The organism is Caulobacter sp. DWR1-3-2b1 (assembly GCF_049895765.1).
Classification (GTDB): domain Bacteria; phylum Pseudomonadota; class Alphaproteobacteria; order Caulobacterales; family Caulobacteraceae; genus Caulobacter.
In genome coordinates this window covers 55,994-73,567 of sequence record NZ_JAFCSZ010000014.1, presented here as the reverse complement: position 1 = coordinate 73,567, position 17,574 = coordinate 55,994, and the positions used below count along the sequence as shown (strand labels likewise).

Here is a 17,574-nt window from a genome sequence, read left to right as displayed (position 1 = left end):
AGCCTTCGTTATGTCCAATATCGGCTTGATATTTATTGTCTACAATTCGTATGATGATTTAGATCTATTGCTTGAATCGCAGTCTATTATCGATATTGAGTGTTTTAATATAATTGTTGTTGATAATACCGACGTTGCGCTCAGAGATACCGGCCGCCTCGAAAGGTGGAGTCCCTACAGAAACATTCACATTTGTTATTCAGGGATAAATGAAGGTTATTTTGGTGGAGCTCGAGTTGCGCTTCGGGAGCATCCTGAATTATTCGATGATGCAGATTTTGTCGTAATTTCTAACGTCGATCTTGAGTTTTCGTTTAAAGATCTTATCTTGTCACTTTCTAACGTCGAGATCCGCCAATCCGACGTGGGAGTTTTTGCGCCGACGCTGGTATCTGAGAGTGGATTACCTGTTAGGCAGCTTCACTATTATTCGCGTCCGTCATCGCGCCACTACGTGAGGCTATCAAAGATATACGGAATTTATAATTTAGCGGTTATTCATAGAATTTTTTTCGATCTGAAGAGAAAGATATTTCCCTCTCGATCAAGCGATGAAGATCGGGATTTAATATTCGCTCCACATGGGGCAATGATGATATTTACGAAGAGGTATATGAAGGAAACCGCGAGCTTTCGGCATCCAGCCTTCCTCTTTTGCGAGGAAATATTTGTGGGATACCAGTGCGCTATAGCAAATCTGAGCTGCCGAAGGCTGCGAGATGTTACTTACTCTCATAGAAATCACGGCTCTATAGGAGCCATACCATCAAGAAAGATTGTTCTTTTTTTGCTGGAGGCTCATCTTGCGGCTACGCCGATGCTGGCGACGCTTGAGCGTATGGAAAGTCAGGCATTGCTCAAAAGTACATCGCGATGAAATTGGATGCGACCTGCCTCTGATCTCTTTATCTAGCTCGGAAATTCATCTCGACGTTATTAGTTCCGTACGACGCGGTTGACGCAACAGGCAGAGCCGTTGAGTTTCCTCACGGCGCAGCCGGTCAGCCTGTTGCGTTTAGGCGCGGTATAGGTCGCTGGGGTGATCTTCCCCCGATAAAGTGGACTGGGTTAAGCCGCTCTACGTTCCAGCTCGGCTGGGCTGTATAGCCCAGAGTCGAATGCAGGGGACATGGATTGTAGAAGCCCTCGATATAACTGAACAGAGCGGAGCCTGCCAAGCGGCAGGAGGATATCGCCTTCTTCCCGATGACCATGCCGTTCACGACCGGGCCTGGCGCGATCTCAGTGGCCATTGCCCTGTCGTCCCAACGCCCGACCCAGGGCAGCGCGGTAGGCTTCTTCATCGGCGCGAGCCTGGCGGCGGCCGGCGTGGCCATTCTGGTGTGGCTGCTCTACAGCGCCTCGGGCCGGGTCACACGGATGCTAGGCCATTCCGGCGCTCGGGTGCTGTCGCGGCTGGTGGCCTTCCTGCTCTTGTGTATCGGCGTGCAGATCACTGCCTCGGGCTTCGAGAACCTGGTCTCGGTGTTCCTGGCGTCGCATCCGGGCGCGTTCTAGCTGGAAAAGCCCGGCCGGCTCCGCTACGCCCTGACGCGCCGACTCCCTGCTTCAGAGCCCTCGTGACCGATCCTTCCGACGCCCGCCTGACGATCGACCTCGACGCCCTGGCCGCCAACTACCGCGCCTTGCGCGACGCCGCGTCCGGCGCGGAGGTCGCTCCGGCGGTAAAGGCCGATGGCTATGGCGTGGGCGCGGCCATCGTCGCCGACCGCCTGTGGGATGAGGGCGCGCGCAGCTTCTATACCGCCCGCCTGTCCGAGGGTCTGGCCCTGCGCCAGAGCCTGGGCGACCGCGATGCGGCCATCCATGTGCTGGACGGGGTCACGCCGGGGTCGGCCTCGGCGCTGCAGGAGGCGCGGCTGATTCCCGCCCTCAACAGCCTGCCGCAGATCGAGGCCTGGAACAGCCAGGCGCGTGGCGGGCGTCTAGCGGCAACCCTACACGTCGACACCGGCATGAACCGTCTGGGCCTGCGCCTTGAGGAGGTTCGTGTGTTGCTAGGCGCGATGGACCGGCTCAATCATGTCGAGATCACCCAGGTGATGAGCCACCTGGCCTGCGCCAATGAGCCGGATCATCCGCTGAACGTCAAACAGCTGGAGCGTTTTCACGAAGCCACCACACTGTTCCCGCACGCCCGACGCAGCCTGGCCAACTCGGCCGGGATCTTCCTCGGCGGCGCCTATTGTTTCGACCAGGTCAGGCCGGGCATCAGTCTCTATGGCGGGGGTCCACGCGACGTTCCCGATGCGCGGCTTAAGGCCGTTGTCACCCTTGAAGCCCCGATCCTGCAGACTCGCAATGTGCCGCGCGGCGAAAGCATCGGCTATGGCGCGACCTATACGGCGACCGACAACACCCGCGTCGCCATCGTGGCCGTTGGCTATGCCGACGGCGTGCCCCGCGCCGCCCACCCGCGCGGCGCGGTATGGTTCGACGGCCAACGGCGACCGATGCTGGGCCGCGTCTCCATGGACCTGATCGCCGTTGACATCACCGATTGCGACGCCGCCCGTCCTGGCGCGATGGTGCAGATCATCGGTCCCGACCTGCCCATCGACGACGCGGCGGCGGCGGCGGGTACGACGGCCTATGAACTGCTGACCCGGATCGCGCCCAGAGCCCAACGCATTATCCGCTGATCCCACGTCCGCCTTTGGCGCACGACCCCGTCACCCTGTAGTCTCCACCCATCCGAGAATCAGGAGCTTCCATGGCCCGTGACGGCGCCGTCTACGCCTGCCAGTCGTGCGGCGCGGTCCAGACCAAGTGGTCGGGGCAATGCCCGGCCTGCCAATCCTGGAACACGCTGGCCGAGGAAGTCGGCGCTCGCCCGCCCGGCGCGCTGGCCGCCACCAAGGCCACGCGAAATCGAGGCCTGCAATTTCAGGGGCTGGAAAGCGACACCCCGGCCCCGCCCCGCATCGTCACCGGCGTCGACGAATTTGACCGCGTCTGCGGCGGCGGCGTGGTGCCCGGCTCGGCCATCCTGATCGGCGGCGACCCGGGCGTGGGCAAGTCCACCCTGCTGCTGCAGGTCTGCGCCAGCGCCGCCATGCGCGGGGCGTCCTGCGCCTATATCTCCGGCGAGGAAGCCGTCGAGCAGATTCGCTCCCGCGCCGACCGCATGGGTTTGGCCAAGGCCAGCGTCCAGCTGGCCGCCGAGACCAGCCTGCGCGACATCCTCGACGGCCTCAAACGCGACAGCTTCGACCTGGTGGTCATCGACTCGATCCAGACCATGTGGAGCGACGCTCACGAGGCCGGGCCCGGCACGGTCACCCAGGTCCGCGCCTGCGCCACCGAACTGGTGCGGCTGGCTAAAAAGAAGGGTGTGGCGATCCTGCTGGTCGGCCACGTCACCAAGGACGGCCAGATCGCTGGCCCGCGGGTGGTCGAGCATCTGGTCGACGCCGTGCTCTCGTTCGAGGGCGAGCGTGGCTACCCGTTCCGGATCCTGCGCGGGGCCAAGAACCGCTTCGGCGCCACCGACGAGATCGGCGTCTTCGAGATGGGCGATGTCGGCCTGCGCGAGGTCAAGAACCCCTCGGCCCTGTTCCTGAACGAAGGCGGCGAGCGCGCGGCGGGGGCGGCGGTGTTCGCCGGCATCGAGGGCTCGCGGCCCGTGCTGGTCGAATTCCAGGCCCTGGTCTCGCCCTCCGCCTACGGAACGCCACGCCGCGCCGTGGTCGGCTGGGACTCCGGGCGCCTGGCCATGGTGTTGGCCGTACTTGAATCACGGTGCGGCCTTGGTTTTGGCGATAAGGACGTCTATCTGAACGTCGCTGGCGGCCTGCGCATTACAGAGCCGGCGGCGGATCTCGCGGCGGCGGCCGCCCTGGCCTCATCGGCTTTGGATGTCGCCCTGCCCCAGGACTGCGTCGTGTTCGGCGAGGTCAGCCTGTCGGGCGAAGTGCGGCCAGTGAGCCGGATGGAGACGCGTTTGAAGGAAGCCGCAAAACTCGGTTTTGGCCGGGCGCTGGGACCGCTTTCGGGCCTACCGGACGGTGGCGGAGCCTTGCCGGTGGCTGGAGTGGCGCGACTGGCCGACGCCGTGCGCCGCATTGGTGACGAAATCTGGGGCCAGCTAACGTGACGCCTTTCGACATCATCGCCGGCCTGTTGCTGATCACTTCCAGCTGCATCGGTTTCGCCCGCGGAGCCTCGCGCGAACTTACCTCGGCGCTGTCGTTCATTCTCGCCGCGGCAATCGCGCTCTTTGGCCTGCGCATCAGCGGACCCATTTTCCGCGAATTGATGGACCCCGATTGGGCGGCGACGGCGGGCGCATTGCTGTTGGTTTTCGTGGTCGCCTTCGTGATCCTGCGCTTCATTGGCGGACGACTGACCGCTGGTCTGCACGAAAGCTCGCTGGGCCTGCTGGACCGCGTGGTCGGCGCCGGCTTTGGCCTGATGCGCGCCCTGATCATTCTGGGCGTCTTCAACATGCTGTTCCACATGGCCACCCCGCGCGATCGCGTGCCCGCCTGGGTGGAGCGCTCGATCTTCTATCCGCTGTCCGAAGCCAGCGCCAAGGTGCTGAAAGTGTTCGCACCCAAGGGCGGCGAACTGGCGGGCAAGCTGGCTCCGGCCATCGAAGGCGCGGTGCGCGGGACCAGCGACAATCCGTCGGACCGCAAGGCCGGCGAAACAGACTATGATCATAACCAGCGTCAGGACCTCGACGCTCTGGTGGAGAAATCGCGATGAGCTTTATCGGCCAGTCGACCGATCGGTACTCCTCCGTCCCGCGTCGTGATCCCGAAGACGACACCCTGCGCCTCGAATGCGGCGTGTTCGGCGTGTTCGGCGTGCGCGACGCCGCCGCCGTCGCGGCCCTGGGCCTGCACGCCCTGCAGCATCGCGGTCAGGAAGCCTGCGGCATTGCCGCCTTCGACGGCCATCGCTTCCACACCGAACGCCATATGGGCCATGTGGGCGACGCCTTCACCGGCAATGACCTGGTCGAGCGCCTGCCCGGCGGCATGGCCATCGGCCACACCCGCTATTCCACGGCCGGCGGCAGCGGCATCCGCAATGTCCAGCCGATGTTCGCCGATCTAGAGACCGGCGGCGTGGCCATCGCCCACAACGGCAACCTGACCAACTTCCTGAGCCTGCGCGAGCGCCTCGTTCAGGAAGGCGCGATCTTCCAGTCCACCAGCGACAGCGAGGTGATCCTTCACCTGATCGCCCGCTCGCGGAAGGCGCGGATCGTCGACCGCTTCATCGACGCCGTAGGCCAGATCGAGGGCGGCTACGCCATCGTCGCCATCACCAACAAGAAGATGATCGGCATCCGCGACCCGCTGGGCATCCGCCCGCTGGTGCTGGGCGATCTGGACGGCCAACCGATCCTGGCTTCGGAGACCTGCGCGCTCGACATGATCGGCGCCCGCTTCGTGCGCGACGTCGAGCATGGCGAGATGGTGATCATCTCCGACACGGGCGTGAAGTCGCTGAAACCCTACAGCAATCTGGCCGCCCGTCCGTGCGTGTTCGAGTACGTTTACTTTGCCCGTCCCGACAGCGTCGTGAACGGCCGCTCGGTGTATGACGTCCGCAAGCGCATGGGTCAGCGTCTGGCCATCGAGACCGGCGTCGAGGCCGACGTCGTGGTGCCTGTGCCCGACAGCGGCGTGCCGGCCGCTATCGGCTATGCGCAGGAAAGCGGTCTGCCCTTCGACTTGGGCATCATTCGCAATCACTATGTGGGCCGCACCTTCATCCAGCCGACTCAGGGCGTGCGCGAACTGGGCGTGCGCATGAAGCACAGCCCCAACCGTGCCGTGCTGGAAGGCAAGCGCGTCATCCTGATCGACGACTCCATCGTGCGCGGCACGACCTCGCTGAAGATCGTCCGCATGGTCCGCGAGGCCGGCGCCAAGGAGGTTCACCTCCGCTCGGCCAGCCCACCGATCAAATGGCCCGACTTCTACGGCATCGATATGCCCGAACGCGAACAACTGCTGGCGGCCAACAAGTCGCTGGAAGAAATGGCCCGGTTCCTGGAAGTCGACTCGCTGGGCTTCCTGTCGGTCGACGGCCTGTATCAAGCGCTGGAAGCCGGTCCCCGCGACCCGGTCACCCCGCAGTTCACCGACCACTATTTCACCGGCGACTACCCCACCCGCCTCACTGACCGCGAAGTGGCCGAAGGCCGCAACGAGGCCAACGACAAGCAGTTGTCGCTGCTCAGCGCGTAACCCGGCCTGATGAACGGACTTTCCAGGCTACTCGCAAACCTGAAGATCGATGGCTACATCATCCTGCTATTCGGCATGGTGGCGCTGGCGTCGATCCTACCGGTTCGCGGCGAAGCCGCTGCCGCTCTGAGCATCGTCGTCAAGCTGGCCATCGCCCTGCTGTTCTTTCTGCACGGGGCCAAGCTGTCGCGCGAGGCCGTGGTCGCCGGGGTCACCCACTGGCGGCTGCACCTGACCATACTGGCCTTCACCTACGTCCTGTTCCCGATTCTGGGGGTGGTGGCGGCCAAGACCGGTATCCTTTCGCCGACCATGGCGGCGGGCATGGTGTTCCTGGCCTGCCTGCCCTCGACCGTGCAGTCGTCCATCGCCTTCACCTCAATCGCCCGCGGCAATGTCGCCGCCGCTGTCTGCGCGGCCTCGGCCTCGAACCTGCTGGGTATCTTCCTGACGCCGGTGCTGGTCAGCCTGCTGATGCACGCCGAGGGTGGAACTGGCGGCTGGAAAGCGATCCAGGACATCGTCGTCCAACTCCTCCTGCCGTTCGTTGTCGGCCAGCTAGCGCGGCCATGGGTCGGAGCGTGGATCGAAAAACACAAGCAGCTGGTCGGCTATGTCGACCGCGGCTCGATCCTGCTGGTGGTCTATTCGGCCTTCAGCGCCGCCGTGGTCGGAGGGCTGTGGAAGCGGGTCTCCCTGCTGGAGCTAGTGCTGTTGCTGGCCGTCTGCGGTGTCCTGCTGGCCGTGGTGCTACTAACCACCACCTTCGGCGCACGCGCGCTCGGCTTCTCCAAGGCCGACGAGATCGCCATCGTATTTTGCGGCTCCAAGAAGAGCATGGCCACCGGCGTGCCGATGGCCGGCATCCTTTTTCCGGGCGCGACCGCCGGGGTTTTGGTGCTGCCGCTGATGATTTTCCACCAGATCCAGCTGATGGCCTGTTCGGTGATCGCCCAGCACTATGCCAAGCGTCCGGCCGATGACGCGACGGACGGGCTTCAAGAAGCGCCGGCCACCCGCTAAAAGCCCCCATGGATTCTTCAGAAAAACAGCTCGCGGGCCGCGTCGCCCTCGTCACCGGCGCGACGCGCGGCATCGGCGCGGCCATCGCCCTAGGCCTGGCGGAGGCCGGCGCCCATGTCGTGGCGCTCGGGCGCACCCAGGGCGCACTTGAAGCTCTGGACGACAAGATCTTCGCCGCCACGGGCGAGCACGCCACCCTTGTGCCGCTGGACCTGCGCGAACCCGACGGCCTGGACCAGCTGGGCTCCGCCCTGCATCAGCGCTGGGGCAAGCTCGATATCCTCGTCGGCGCGGCCGGCGTTCTGGGCGCTCTCACTCCGGTGGGCCATCTGGATCCGAAGGGCTGGGACATGATCATGTCGACCAACCTGACGGCCAACTGGCGACTGATCCGCGCCATGGACCCGCTGTTGCGCGCATCTGACGCCGGTCGGGCGCTGTTCCTGACCAGCAGCGTCGCCAAGACCCACCGCGCCTTCTGGGGCGGCTACGCGGCGTCCAAGGCGGGTCTGGAAGCCATCGTCGATTGCTATGCCGACGAGATGGAAAACACCTTGGTCCGCGCGCTGTGCGTCGATCCCGGCGCGATGCGCACCAAGATGCGCTCCGGCGCTTTCCCGGGAGAGGATCCAATGACCGTCCCCGCCCCGGAAACCATCGTCCCCTACATCATCGATCTGGTCCATCCGGACCGCGAACCGCCCAAAGGGGTGGTGCGCTTCAAGGAGCGTGGGCAGGAGTCGGCGAGCGTCGCCACTCCTGCCTGATCTGGCTAGAGCCCTTTCCGACCTGATGGCTTCATCAGGGTCGGGCGAAAAGGGCTCTAAATCAGAAGTTTAGAGCATTTTTCGATCCGATAACCGTTTCACACTTATCGGAAAATGCTCTAGAGCCCTTTCCGACCTAATGGCTTCGTCAGGGTCGGGCGAAAAGGGCTCTAAATCAGAAGTTTAGAGCATTTTTCGATCCGATAACCGTTTCACACTTATCGGAAAATGCTCTAGCGCTTCGGTTTGGCCTTGCCAGGACCCTTATTGCCACGAACGATGCTTGAACCAGCGACCGGACGCTTGGGTCCCGTCGCAGCCTTGCCGCCGGCGGCCTTGAAGCCGACCTTGTAGCTGGGCGTGGTCGAGACCTTCTTCTGCGCCCGAGGTCCCTGCTTCTTGACCGACTTGACGGCGGCCTTGCCGGGTTCGGCGGCGGGCGCCGTGACGGCCGAGCTGGTGGTCTTGGCTTCAGCCTTGACGGGCTTCTTGGGGCCTCTGACTGTCACCTTCTCCGGAGGCGGCAGACCCGCTTCGGCCGCTGCTGCAGCGGCGGCCTCGTCGGCGATGCGCTTGGACTTCTTGACCGTGTTGCGCGAGGCGCGAATGCGCTCTTCCTCGCGTTCGCGGCGTTCGAACTCGCGCTTGCCCCGGCCGCTGTGGCCTTTGGCTTCGCCGTCGGCATAGGGGTTGGCGCCAGACTTGATGGTGATGCGCAGCGGCACCCCCGGCAGGTCGAAGCTTTCACGCAGGCTGTTGATCAGATAGCGCCGATAGTGCTCGGGCATCTGGTCGGCGCGGGTTGAGAACAGGACGAAGGTCGGCGGACGCGCCTTGATCTGGGCCATGTACTTGGGCTTGACGCGCTTGCCGCTGACGGCGGGCGGCGGATGGCGCTGCATGGCCATCTGGAGCCAGTCGTTCAGGTCGCGGGTCTTGACCTTGGTCGCCCAGTCCTTGTGGATCTTCATCACGGCCGGCATCAGCTTTTCGATGCCCTTGCCGGTCTCGCCCGACAGCGCCACCACGGGCGCGCCGCGCAGCTGGGGCAGCATGCGCTCGGCGTGTTCGCGGAAATCCTTCAGCTGGGCGACGGGGTCCTCGACCAGGTCCCACTTGGCCAGGACGAACACCAGCGCCCGGCCTTCCCGCTCGGTCAGGTCGGCGATCTGCAGATCCTGGACCTCGAAGGGGTGGGTCGCGTCCATCACCAGCAGCACCACTTCGGCGAAGGTGACCGCGCGGATCGAATCCTGGGTGGAGAGCTTTTCCAGCTTCTCCTGCACCTTGGCCTTCTTGCGCAGGCCGGCGGTATCGACCAGACGGACCTTGCGGCCGTCCCACAGCCAGTCGACCGAGATCGAGTCGCGCGTGATGCCGGCCTCTGGGCCGGTCAGCAGACGCTGCTCGCCGATCAGGCGGTTGACCAGGGTGGACTTGCCGGCGTTCGGACGGCCGACGATGGCGATGCGGATCGGCTTGTCGTCGTCGTCCTCATCCTCGGAATACTGATCCTCGGGAAAGGACGCGAGCATGGCGGCGTACAGCTCGGCCATGCCTTCGCCGTGCTCGCCCGAGATCGGGATCGGCTCGCCAAGGCCCAGCTTGTAGGCCTCGCCGATGCCCGATTGGCCAGCTTTCCCCTCGGCCTTGTTGGCGGCGATGATCACCGGCTTGCCGCGACGGCGCAGCAGGGTGGCGAACACCTCGTCCAGCGGCGTGACGCCTTCGCGGGCGTCATAGATGAACAGCGAGACGTCGGCTTCCTCGACGGCGAGTTCCGTCTGGGCGCGCATCCGCGCTTCCAGGCTCTCGTCCGAGACATCCTCGAAGCCGGCGGTGTCGATCAGTTCCAGGTCCAGGTCGCCAAGGCGGCCGGAGGCGTAGCGGCGGTCACGGGTCACCCCGGGTTGGTCGTCGACGATGGCCAGCTTCTTACCGGCGAGACGATTGAATAGCGTGGACTTGCCCACATTGGGGCGTCCGACAATTGCGAGTTTCAAAGGCATGGGCTTGCAGTAGTCGATTTTTGCCGTTCCCGCAAAGCAAGGCGGGGTTTGGACCTATCCGAAGATCGGCGGCGTCACCACCAGCGCCAGGCCAGCCAGCATCAGGGCGAACCCGATCGCGAAACCGCGCGACAGTTTTTCCTTGAACACGAAGCTGGAAACCATTGGCACGCTGGCCGAACCAGCGATGGCGAAGGGATAGGCGGCGACCAGCGGCACGCGCGTCAGGATCAGAAACCAGAACAGCGCCGTGCCGCCATACCAGGCGCAGGCGCCGATCAAAGAGACGTTGGTCAGCACCCGCACGGGTAGGGATCCGGCGGTCTCGCCGTGTCGGATGGCCGCGCGCTTAAACAGCACCTGCCCAATGGGCAGGGTCAGGCTGAAGGCGCAACGCAGGGCGACATCGGCCGGCGACACCTCAGGGTTTCCGGAAGAAGCAGACCTGAGCGTCGCTTGGTGTCACGCCCGAGTCCATGCCGTCCCCAACCATCAAGCCACATCCAAAGATTGTGGCGCGTCAGCCTCAAGCGGAACAATGGCGCGGGAGCGCCACGCCATGAAGGGCGAAGCGATCTAGCGGATGGCCACGACCTGGGCCTCGTCGGTGACCAGATAGATCATGTTGCCCACCGCGATCGGGGCCAGAAGAACCGAAGCGCCGATCTTCAGGGTCTTTTCCGTAACCCCGGTCTTTGGGTTCAGCGCCACGGCCTGACCATCGCTGGACACCGTGATCAGGCGACCCGAGGCCAGGATCGGGGTCGACCACAGGCGCGGATGCTTGGCCAGTTTCTTCTTCTGACGCTTGGTCTGCCCCAGGCCCTCGTTGAGGTCGCGGATCCAGTAAACCGAGCCGCTCTCGCGGGCCACGCAGATCACCTGGCCGGACTTGTCGACGACATAGACGACGTCGCCAGCGGCCCAGGGGCTGGTGATGCCGGTGATCGGCAGGCTCCAGCGCGCCTGACCCGTGCGCAGGTCGGTAGCCGAGAACACGCCCGAGTGGCTGACCGCGAAAACGTCGCCCTTAAAGATGACCGGGCGGCCAGGAATGTCGCGGATTTCCGACAGCGCGTTGGTGCGGCTGGCGCGCGACAGGGCCTCGCTCCACAGGTCGTTGCCGTTGGCGGCGCGCAGGGCGACCAGCTCGCCCGAAGCGAAGCCGGCCACGGCGGTGTCGCCGCTGACCGCGACGCTGGGCGCCGAGAGGATGCGGGCCGGCTCGATCAGGGCCTGATAGGTCCAGCCGGGCGTGCCGGTGGCGGCGTTGTAGGTCAGCAGTTCGTTGTCGGTCGACACCACGAAGATGCGACCATCGACGACGGTCGGGGCGGCGTGAATCGGAGTCGAGGTTCCCTGACGCCAGGCCTCGACGCCCGTCGCGGCGTCGAGCTGGGCCACGAAGCGGAAGCCCGACGAAACGATCAGCTTGTTGTCGGGGCTGAGGGCCAGGCCGCCGCCAAAGCCAAGGCGGTCGTTCTTGGCGCCGCCAAACCCGAAGAAGCCGCCCTTGCCCGGACCGGCCGAGGGACGCAGATCCTTGCGCCAGTCCACCGAGCCCGTCTTGGTGTCGAGGGCAGAGACCGTGGATTCGCCGTCCATGACGAAGATGCGGTCGGCGGTCGCCACCGGCGGGGCCGTGATGTGGAACTTGCGGTTGGCCTTCTGGCCAAAGCCCTTGCGCCAGGCGATCTCGAAGGCCTTGCCGGCGTCGACATGCTCGACCGACTGCTCGGCGTTGCCGCCCGGCAGACGCCATTCGGCCTGGACAGCCGGTTCGGGCAGATAGAACTCGGTGCCCTTCAAGGTCTCGGCGGTTTCGACCTTCTGATCGAAGGCGATGACCGAGATCCGCTGACCCTGGGTGGCCTTGGCCTGGTCCTTCTCGGACTTGTCGAACGGATTGAGCTTGGACGCGGTCGAGGAGATCGTCGAGCAGCCGCTCACCGTCACCGCCGCCGACATCAGCGCGATTAGCGCCACGGAATGCTTGGAATTCATGGAGCGGCTCATTGGGCGCCGTTCGGCGCGAGTTGCGGAGCGACCGGCATGGCCACGGGAGGCGGCAGGGCGATCGAGGCCTTGACGACGGCGGCCAGATCCTTGGCCGAGCCGGAATCGATCATCTGCATCGCCGCTTGGGAGCGCTGACGAACGCCTTCGGAATTATTGTCGAGCAGGTTGGCGAGAACCGAGAAGTCCTCGCGAGCGCCCTTGAGGTCGCCGGCCTGAAGCTTGGCGAACGCCAGGGCTTCCTTGGCGTTCACGCGATATGGGCTCTTTTCCCCCGCCAACGGCGTCAACCTCGCTTCGATGTCCTTGAGCGAGGCCGTATCCATGAGCGCCAAGGCGGATTTGAGGCGCGCCAGGTCGCCGATCACGGGGTCGGAGGAAAGCTTGGCCGCTTCGTCGAAATAGCGCACGGCGTCAGCCGCCTTGCCCTCGTCAAGACGGATGCCGCCCATGTGCATCAGCGCCAGGGCGCGATACCCCGAAGCGCCGCTTTTGGACACAGCTTCCATGGCCGGGAAGCCCTTGGCCGAACCGTCGCGGCCCGTGGTCTCAAGCGCGGCCTGATAGGCTTCGGAAGCCTTGGCCGCTTCCTTGGTCTGATAAGAGGTCCAGCCCCAATAGGCGCCAACGCCGATGACGACCGCCACGGTGGCGGCGCCGATCCACGGCAGCGCCTTTAGCGCTAGGGTCCTGTAACGGTCGGAGCGAAGCTGCCCTTCGACCTCGTCAAACACATCGACCACGAACGAGGCTCCGAAACGGACGCGGACAGCGCCCTGACAGGTCAGCGCCAGAGAGATCCGGCGGCGACACATGGTTTACAACAGAATGCGGCCGGCGGAGGCCCGCCAGCGCAGGCGGGGAACCTATAGCGTGAACGGGCCAGCCGCAACGGGCGCTGGAGCGCTGTCTAGCCCTTCTTGGCGTAGTAGGTCTCGGCCTCGCCCGGGAAGGTCCTCGCCTTGACGTCGTCGGCGTATTCCCGGGCCGCGCGCTCGATCTCGCCCTTCAGGTCGGCGTAGCGACGCACGAACTTCGGCGTCCAGTCGAACAGGCCCAGCATGTCGTCGGTGACCAGGATCTGGCCGTCGCAGCCGGCCGAGGCGCCGATGCCGATGGTCGGCGGGGCGATGACGGCGGTGATTTCGCGGGCCAGGCTTTCGGCCACGCCCTCGACGACCACGGCGAAGGCCCCGGCATCGGCGGTGCGGCGGGCCTCGTCGAGAATCACCGCGCGACCGGCCTCGTCCTTGCCCTTGGCCTTGAAGCCGCCGTCGACCAGCACCGCCTGGGGTCGCAGACCGACATGGCCCATGACCGGCACGCCGCGCTTGGTGAGATATTCGATGGTGGCCGGCACGGTGGGGCCGCTCTCGACCTTTACCGCCTGTGCGCCCGTCTCCTTCATGATCCGCACGGCGTTGTCATAGGCGACCTCGGGCGAGGCCTCGTACGAGCCGAACGGCATGTCGATCACGACCATGGCCCTGCGTGAGCCGCGCATCACCGCCTGACCATGCAGGATCATCATCTCCATGGTCACGCCCACGGTGTTGGGCAGGCCATGGACCACCATGCCGAGCGAATCGCCGACCAGCAGCAGGTCGCAGGCGTCGTCCAGGGCCGCCGCGACGGGCGCGGTATAGGCCGTAAGGCAGACGATGGGCACGCCGCCCTTGCGGGCGGCGATATCGGGGGCTGCGAGACGGCGAACCGTCTCATCACGGTGCGAGGACAGAACCATGCTCCAGAACAGGCCCTCGTCAGAGCGAGGGCGAGCTGTTGTCGGTCAGATCGCGCCGCGCTGCAACATGAACAAGGATCACGTCGTCAGAACTCTTCCATCGCCCGGGTCACTGCAAAGCCCAGCGCCAGGAGCGCCAGACCTGCCGCCAGCCACAGCGCCTCAAGGCTGGCCGGCGTGGAAACGACCTGATCGAACTTCGCCAGCGCCATGCTGACATCGGCGTTGAAATCACGCGTCCCGTCCAGCGACAGGGCCTGCAGCTCGACGGCGAAACGGGTGGTGACGATCTGGAACGCCGCGATCAGACCGGCGACAACGCCCGCGCCGCCGATCAGCACACGACGCAGCGCCCAGCCGCGGTCGAGGCTGGCGGCAATCTGGGCGGTAAACAGCTCGGCGTCCGGAAAGGCCGGTGGCTCGTTGTAGAGCCGCGTCAGCTGCGCTTCGAAATCGGATTCAGCCATGAGCTTCCCTCCTCGCGCTTTCAGTGGGTGGGGCCAGTCGCGCCCTGAGTTTATCCAAACCACGTTTGACATGGGATTTGACCGTCCCGACCGGGATGTTCAAGGCCTCGGCGACTTCGGCGTGCGACCAGTCGCCTCCATAGCAGAGGGAAACGCAGAGCCGCTCGCCTTTCGACAAGGCCTTGAGGGCCTCGTCCAGGTCGATGCGGATAGCCGTGCGGGGCTCGTTGAGCGCCGTAGGGTCGTCGCCGTCCTGGGCTTCGTCGGTGAGGACCATGCGGGCTTCGCGCTTGACCTTGCGAAGGTAGCATCGCGCCGCGATCCGCTTGATCCAGCCGCCGAAGGCTCCTTCGCCACGATAGTCCGCCACTTGCTCGAACCCGGCCAGGAAGGCGTCCTGGGCCATGTCGTCGGCGGTCGCCGAGTCGGCTCCCATGCGGCGCAGCAGCCCCCGGACCGCTGAGCCATGTCGCCTGACCAGCTCGCCATAGGCGCGTCGGTCGCCCGCCGCCGCGAAGGCGGCGAGCTCGACATCATGGCCCGTAGGTGGGCGATCCATGGACATGCTTTTCCCCCTCCCCGAAGTTCAGCCGATCAAGCCGGCTTGAACTTGTTGGGATTGAAGAAGCTGAGGACGATATAGGCCACGCCGATCACGGCCGGAATGCAGGCGATGCCCAGGCCCGGGAAGTCATGGTCGCCCCCCCGGAAGTCGGCGAAGTGGCTGGAGAGACCGATGCCGATGCCGACCGCCAGCCAGATCACGCCGGTGCGCAGGTCGCTGAGAGATGTCGGGGCGATCTTCACGTTGCGGGTCAGGGCTTCGATGACTTCAGGCGGTACGGGCTGCCCCTTCTCGATCGCCGCGCGCAGCGTCGATTGCATCTCGATGCGCTCGCGGCTCTTCAGATAGACCGGCACGATGCAGATCGCACCGATGACCAGGAACATGATGATAGGGATCCAGACCTTGTCCATGGTGAATTTCCTCTTGGTGCGGCGCGACAGCCATGTCGCCGCCTTCTGACTATAAGAGGCGCGGGCGGACCTGTTTGGAGGCGCCCGGCGAGATGAAACTTTCGTAAGCTATTTCTGCGGCAGCAACCGGTCGCCCAGCATGGCCGCCGCCGCCGCCAGAACCAGAATGCCAGCCACCGGCGCCAGGGTTGGCGACAGGGTCTCCACCGCGAGATTCAACACCGGCGAGCAGGCCCACAGCACCGCGCTGCCGGCCAGGGCCGCCGCGCCGCCGACCAGCAGTCGATCGAAGAATGCGCGACGCTCCACCGCTTCCATCACCTCGGCCACGAACACGTCGGAAGCACGCGGCGCCGGCGTCTCACCCAAGAAGGCGGCCAAACGGTCATCGGGGGTCATGACGGATCTCCCAGTACGGCCAGCAGTCTCTCACGACCGCGGTTTACATGCGACTTAACAGTCCCCAACGGCAGGCCCAGGACTTCCGAGGCCTCCGGATGAGACCAGCCCTGGCCCAGGCAAAGGGCGACGCAGGCGCGCTGGTCTTCCGGCAAGGTGTCGAGCGCGGCCTGCAGAGCAATCCGATCCTCCTGGGCGACCTCGGAGGCCGCCTCCAAAGCCTCCTGCCCTCGCCAGTCCTCGTCGCGCCGGGCCGAACGGCTGGCGGCGCGACGGTTATCCTGCGCCTTGCGCCAAGCGATGCCATACAGCCAGGCGCGGAAGCCCCCGTCGGCGCGCAGCCGCCCCAGGCTCGTCCAGGCCGCGACGAAAGCCTCCTGGGCGATATCGTCGGCGTCGATCCAGCCGCTCTTCCTCAAGAACCCTCGCAGGGGCTTCTCGTGAATCGCGACCAGCCTGGCGAACGCCGCCTGGGATCCGGCGCGAGCCGCCCTGACGAGCGGCGCGTCCATCAGATCTTCGGGCCTCGGCCCGTCAAGACCGACACCAGCGAGGCCAGACTCAGCGCGCCCATCACGAAGGCCACGATCAGAAAGGCCGGGCCGGCCTCGTAAAGGTCGGATGTCGCGGCGTAGGTGAAGCCCAGGCAAAGCACGCCAAACAGCACCACATGATACCAGCCGCGTTCGCGGCGATGGCGCGGGCGGGCGTTGTCGCAGTCATCATCCAGATCGTAGTTCGACCGCTTGTTCAGGCGGGCCAGCAGCTCCGGCGGCGGCTCTCGCCCGCTGGCGGCGTAGGACTTCAGCAGGTCCAGCGTGTCGCGGTTGGCCCGATACGAGAGCCAGCTCTGGAACCCGCCGTACACGAACCAGCTCAGCGGGAAGATCAGCCACCAATACGAACGAAACAGGTCTTCCATGGGTTTTGCCCCTTCAGGTTGGCGATGTCAGACGCGGTTGAGCTTGGCCAGCAGCTCTGGCGGCGCATCGCGCCCGCTGCGGACATAGGTCTGGATCAGGTCCATGGCGTCGTGCCGCGCCTTGTGCGCCAGCCAGGCGTTCCAGCCGGAAATGGCGACCCAACTCAGCGGAAACACCAGCCACCAGAACGAATAGATCAGCCCCGGCATTGTCATCCCTCCGATGGACGCGAGACGTTCGCGCCCGTTCTGAAGGTTAGTCGCCGCCGACCGCTGCCCTGGATGCAATGAGATGCGAAATAATCTCGGACGGGGATTCGAACACGATGGTCGGGCCATGCTCGGCCAGTATCGCGCGCTTGGCCGCGCCCCAGGTCACCGCGCCGCTGGCCAGGCCGAGCGCCCGCGCCGCCTCGATATCGCGGGTCTCGTCGCCGATGCAGATCACCCGATCGCGCGGGGCGCCGGACGTCACCTTGCGAAACTTCCGCGCCTTGCCAAACAGCGAGGCGCCGCAGGAGAACTGGTCGATCAGGTCGGACAGCTCCGGCCCCAGCACCTTGCGAATGGTCCGCTCGCTGTTGGAGCTAACCACCGCCAGCCGCAGCCCGGCGTCGTGCAGAGCCCTGAGCATAGCCCCGGTCTCGGGAAACAGCGGGATGGAGTCGCAATCGGCCGCCATCAGCTTCTTGCCGTGCGAGGCGATCATTGGAAGCTTCCACGGCGAGATGCCCAGATAGCGGATCACCTCCCGCGTGCTGCGGCCCCGCAGCATGTCGATCTCTTCGGCTGTGACGGTCTTGAAGCCAAAGCGCCGCGCCATCGGATTGAAGGCCTTGATCATCCACGCCGCGCTGTCGGCCAGCGTGCCGTCGAAGTCAAAGATGACCATGTCGTACGACGGGACGGGATAGGCTCCCACGCGGTGTTTCCTGCGCTCTTCTGACTTGATTGACCGGCTCCGGACGAAATAGCTCCGCTTCGCCCTGATTGTCGTCCTAAATTCTGCTGACTCGCGATTT

At 64.9% G+C, this 17,574-nt stretch carries 20 protein-coding genes and 1 pseudogene; 8 read left to right on the top strand and 13 right to left on the bottom strand.

Annotated elements, in window-relative coordinates; all coding sequences use genetic code 11:
* Window positions 1–10 precede the first annotated feature (10 nt).
* From ACP69S_RS13725 to ACP69S_RS13690, 8 genes and pseudogenes are all read left to right on the top strand, one after another.
* Entirely contained in the window at window positions 11–877 is an 867-nt protein-coding gene (locus ACP69S_RS13725; RefSeq protein ID WP_425998089.1) for a hypothetical protein, read from the top strand.
* Between the two features lie 287 nt (window positions 878–1,164).
* Window positions 1,165–1,518: pseudogene (locus tag ACP69S_RS13720) on the top strand (MarC family protein); the annotation flags it as partial.
* 62 nt (window positions 1,519–1,580) lie between these two features.
* A complete protein-coding gene (gene alr / locus ACP69S_RS13715; RefSeq protein ID WP_425998087.1) occupies window positions 1,581–2,663 on the top strand; it encodes an alanine racemase in 1,083 nt (360 codons plus the stop codon).
* 71 nt (window positions 2,664–2,734) lie between these two features.
* Window positions 2,735–4,117, top strand: a complete 1,383-nt coding sequence (gene radA, locus ACP69S_RS13710; RefSeq protein ID WP_425998085.1) for a DNA repair protein RadA — start codon at window positions 2,735–2,737, stop codon at window positions 4,115–4,117.
* Complete coding sequence (locus tag ACP69S_RS13705) at window positions 4,114–4,731, top strand: CvpA family protein (protein ID WP_425998084.1); 618 nt, start codon at window positions 4,114–4,116, stop codon at window positions 4,729–4,731. The genes radA and ACP69S_RS13705 overlap by 4 nt, the downstream gene beginning before the upstream one ends.
* Complete coding sequence (purF, locus tag ACP69S_RS13700) at window positions 4,728–6,227, top strand: amidophosphoribosyltransferase (RefSeq protein ID WP_425998082.1); 1,500 nt, start codon at window positions 4,728–4,730, stop codon at window positions 6,225–6,227. Before ACP69S_RS13705 ends, purF begins: the two co-directional genes overlap by 4 nt.
* Before the next feature lie 9 nt (window positions 6,228–6,236).
* Window positions 6,237–7,250: a bile acid:sodium symporter family protein gene (locus ACP69S_RS13695; protein WP_425998080.1), complete on the top strand. Its 1,014-nt coding sequence runs from the start codon at window positions 6,237–6,239 to the stop codon at window positions 7,248–7,250.
* Between the two features lie 8 nt (window positions 7,251–7,258).
* On the top strand, window positions 7,259–8,017 hold the full coding sequence (locus tag ACP69S_RS13690; RefSeq protein WP_425998078.1) for an SDR family NAD(P)-dependent oxidoreductase: 759 nt from the start codon (window positions 7,259–7,261) through the stop codon (window positions 8,015–8,017).
* Between the two features lie 233 nt (window positions 8,018–8,250).
* Here ACP69S_RS13690 and der read toward each other — a convergent pair whose 3' ends face one another.
* The 13 genes from der to ACP69S_RS13625 form a co-directional block, all read right to left on the bottom strand.
* The gene (der, locus tag ACP69S_RS13685; RefSeq protein WP_425998076.1) at window positions 8,251–10,026 is read right to left on the bottom strand and encodes a ribosome biogenesis GTPase Der; all 1,776 of its coding nucleotides are present in this window, start codon (window positions 10,024–10,026) and stop codon (window positions 8,251–8,253) included.
* Window positions 10,027–10,080: 54 nt separating this feature from the next.
* Window positions 10,081–10,446 (bottom strand): hypothetical protein, encoded by a 366-nt coding sequence (locus ACP69S_RS13680; RefSeq protein WP_425998074.1) that lies wholly within the window; start codon window positions 10,444–10,446, stop codon window positions 10,081–10,083.
* A gap of 156 nt (window positions 10,447–10,602) precedes the next feature.
* Window positions 10,603–12,042, bottom strand: a complete 1,440-nt coding sequence (locus tag ACP69S_RS13675; RefSeq protein WP_425998073.1) for a PQQ-binding-like beta-propeller repeat protein — start codon at window positions 12,040–12,042, stop codon at window positions 10,603–10,605.
* The gene (locus tag ACP69S_RS13670; RefSeq protein WP_425998071.1) at window positions 12,039–12,785 is read right to left on the bottom strand and encodes a tetratricopeptide repeat protein; all 747 of its coding nucleotides are present in this window, start codon (window positions 12,783–12,785) and stop codon (window positions 12,039–12,041) included. The genes ACP69S_RS13675 and ACP69S_RS13670 overlap by 4 nt, the downstream gene beginning before the upstream one ends.
* Before the next feature lie 167 nt (window positions 12,786–12,952).
* Entirely contained in the window at window positions 12,953–13,780 is an 828-nt protein-coding gene (gene panB / locus ACP69S_RS13665) for a 3-methyl-2-oxobutanoate hydroxymethyltransferase (RefSeq protein ID WP_425998128.1), read from the bottom strand.
* Between the two features lie 92 nt (window positions 13,781–13,872).
* Window positions 13,873–14,253: a hypothetical protein gene (locus ACP69S_RS13660; RefSeq protein WP_425998069.1), complete on the bottom strand. Its 381-nt coding sequence runs from the start codon at window positions 14,251–14,253 to the stop codon at window positions 13,873–13,875.
* The gene (locus ACP69S_RS13655) at window positions 14,246–14,818 is read right to left on the bottom strand and encodes an RNA polymerase sigma factor (RefSeq protein WP_425998067.1); all 573 of its coding nucleotides are present in this window, start codon (window positions 14,816–14,818) and stop codon (window positions 14,246–14,248) included. The genes ACP69S_RS13660 and ACP69S_RS13655 overlap by 8 nt, the downstream gene beginning before the upstream one ends.
* A 29-nt stretch (window positions 14,819–14,847) precedes the next feature.
* Window positions 14,848–15,231: a DUF6249 domain-containing protein gene (locus ACP69S_RS13650; protein WP_425998065.1), complete on the bottom strand. Its 384-nt coding sequence runs from the start codon at window positions 15,229–15,231 to the stop codon at window positions 14,848–14,850.
* 108 nt (window positions 15,232–15,339) lie between these two features.
* On the bottom strand, window positions 15,340–15,630 hold the full coding sequence (locus tag ACP69S_RS13645; protein WP_425998063.1) for a hypothetical protein: 291 nt from the start codon (window positions 15,628–15,630) through the stop codon (window positions 15,340–15,342).
* On the bottom strand, window positions 15,627–16,142 hold the full coding sequence (locus ACP69S_RS13640) for an RNA polymerase sigma factor (RefSeq protein ID WP_425998061.1): 516 nt from the start codon (window positions 16,140–16,142) through the stop codon (window positions 15,627–15,629). The genes ACP69S_RS13645 and ACP69S_RS13640 overlap by 4 nt, the downstream gene beginning before the upstream one ends.
* Complete coding sequence (locus tag ACP69S_RS13635; protein WP_425998059.1) at window positions 16,142–16,552, bottom strand: hypothetical protein; 411 nt, start codon at window positions 16,550–16,552, stop codon at window positions 16,142–16,144. Before ACP69S_RS13635 ends, ACP69S_RS13640 begins: the two co-directional genes overlap by 1 nt.
* A 27-nt stretch (window positions 16,553–16,579) precedes the next feature.
* Entirely contained in the window at window positions 16,580–16,762 is a 183-nt protein-coding gene (locus tag ACP69S_RS13630) for a hypothetical protein (RefSeq protein WP_425998058.1), read from the bottom strand.
* Between the two features lie 46 nt (window positions 16,763–16,808).
* Window positions 16,809–17,474 carry an HAD hydrolase-like protein gene (locus tag ACP69S_RS13625; protein WP_425998056.1) on the bottom strand — a complete coding sequence of 222 codons (666 nt, stop codon included), beginning with the start codon at window positions 17,472–17,474 and terminating at the stop codon, window positions 16,809–16,811.
* Window positions 17,475–17,574 lie beyond the last annotated feature (100 nt).

Excerpts from the sequence above, each read along its gene's own strand:
- ACP69S_RS13725 (WP_425998089.1), top strand. The coding sequence starts at position 11 with ATGTCCAATATCGGCTTGATATTTATTGTCTACAATTCGTATGATGAT.
- ACP69S_RS13645 (WP_425998063.1), bottom strand. The coding sequence starts at position 15,630 with ATGACCCCCGATGACCGTTTGGCCGCCTTCTTGGGTGAGACGCCGGCG.
- radA (WP_425998085.1), top strand. The coding sequence starts at position 2,735 with ATGGCCCGTGACGGCGCCGTCTACGCCTGCCAGTCGTGCGGCGCGGTC.
- ACP69S_RS13640 (WP_425998061.1), bottom strand. The coding sequence starts at position 16,142 with ATGGACGCGCCGCTCGTCAGGGCGGCTCGCGCCGGATCCCAGGCGGCG.
- ACP69S_RS13660 (WP_425998069.1), bottom strand. The coding sequence starts at position 14,253 with ATGGCTGAATCCGATTTCGAAGCGCAGCTGACGCGGCTCTACAACGAG.
- ACP69S_RS13695 (WP_425998080.1), top strand. The coding sequence starts at position 6,237 with ATGAACGGACTTTCCAGGCTACTCGCAAACCTGAAGATCGATGGCTAC.
- purF (WP_425998082.1), top strand. The coding sequence starts at position 4,728 with ATGAGCTTTATCGGCCAGTCGACCGATCGGTACTCCTCCGTCCCGCGT.
- ACP69S_RS13630 (WP_425998058.1), bottom strand. The coding sequence starts at position 16,762 with ATGCCGGGGCTGATCTATTCGTTCTGGTGGCTGGTGTTTCCGCTGAGT.
- ACP69S_RS13690 (WP_425998078.1), top strand. The coding sequence starts at position 7,259 with ATGGATTCTTCAGAAAAACAGCTCGCGGGCCGCGTCGCCCTCGTCACC.
- ACP69S_RS13650 (WP_425998065.1), bottom strand. The coding sequence starts at position 15,231 with ATGGACAAGGTCTGGATCCCTATCATCATGTTCCTGGTCATCGGTGCG.
- ACP69S_RS13655 (WP_425998067.1), bottom strand. The coding sequence starts at position 14,818 with ATGTCCATGGATCGCCCACCTACGGGCCATGATGTCGAGCTCGCCGCC.
- der (WP_425998076.1), bottom strand. The coding sequence starts at position 10,026 with ATGCCTTTGAAACTCGCAATTGTCGGACGCCCCAATGTGGGCAAGTCC.
- ACP69S_RS13675 (WP_425998073.1), bottom strand. The coding sequence starts at position 12,042 with ATGAGCCGCTCCATGAATTCCAAGCATTCCGTGGCGCTAATCGCGCTG.
- ACP69S_RS13635 (WP_425998059.1), bottom strand. The coding sequence starts at position 16,552 with ATGGAAGACCTGTTTCGTTCGTATTGGTGGCTGATCTTCCCGCTGAGC.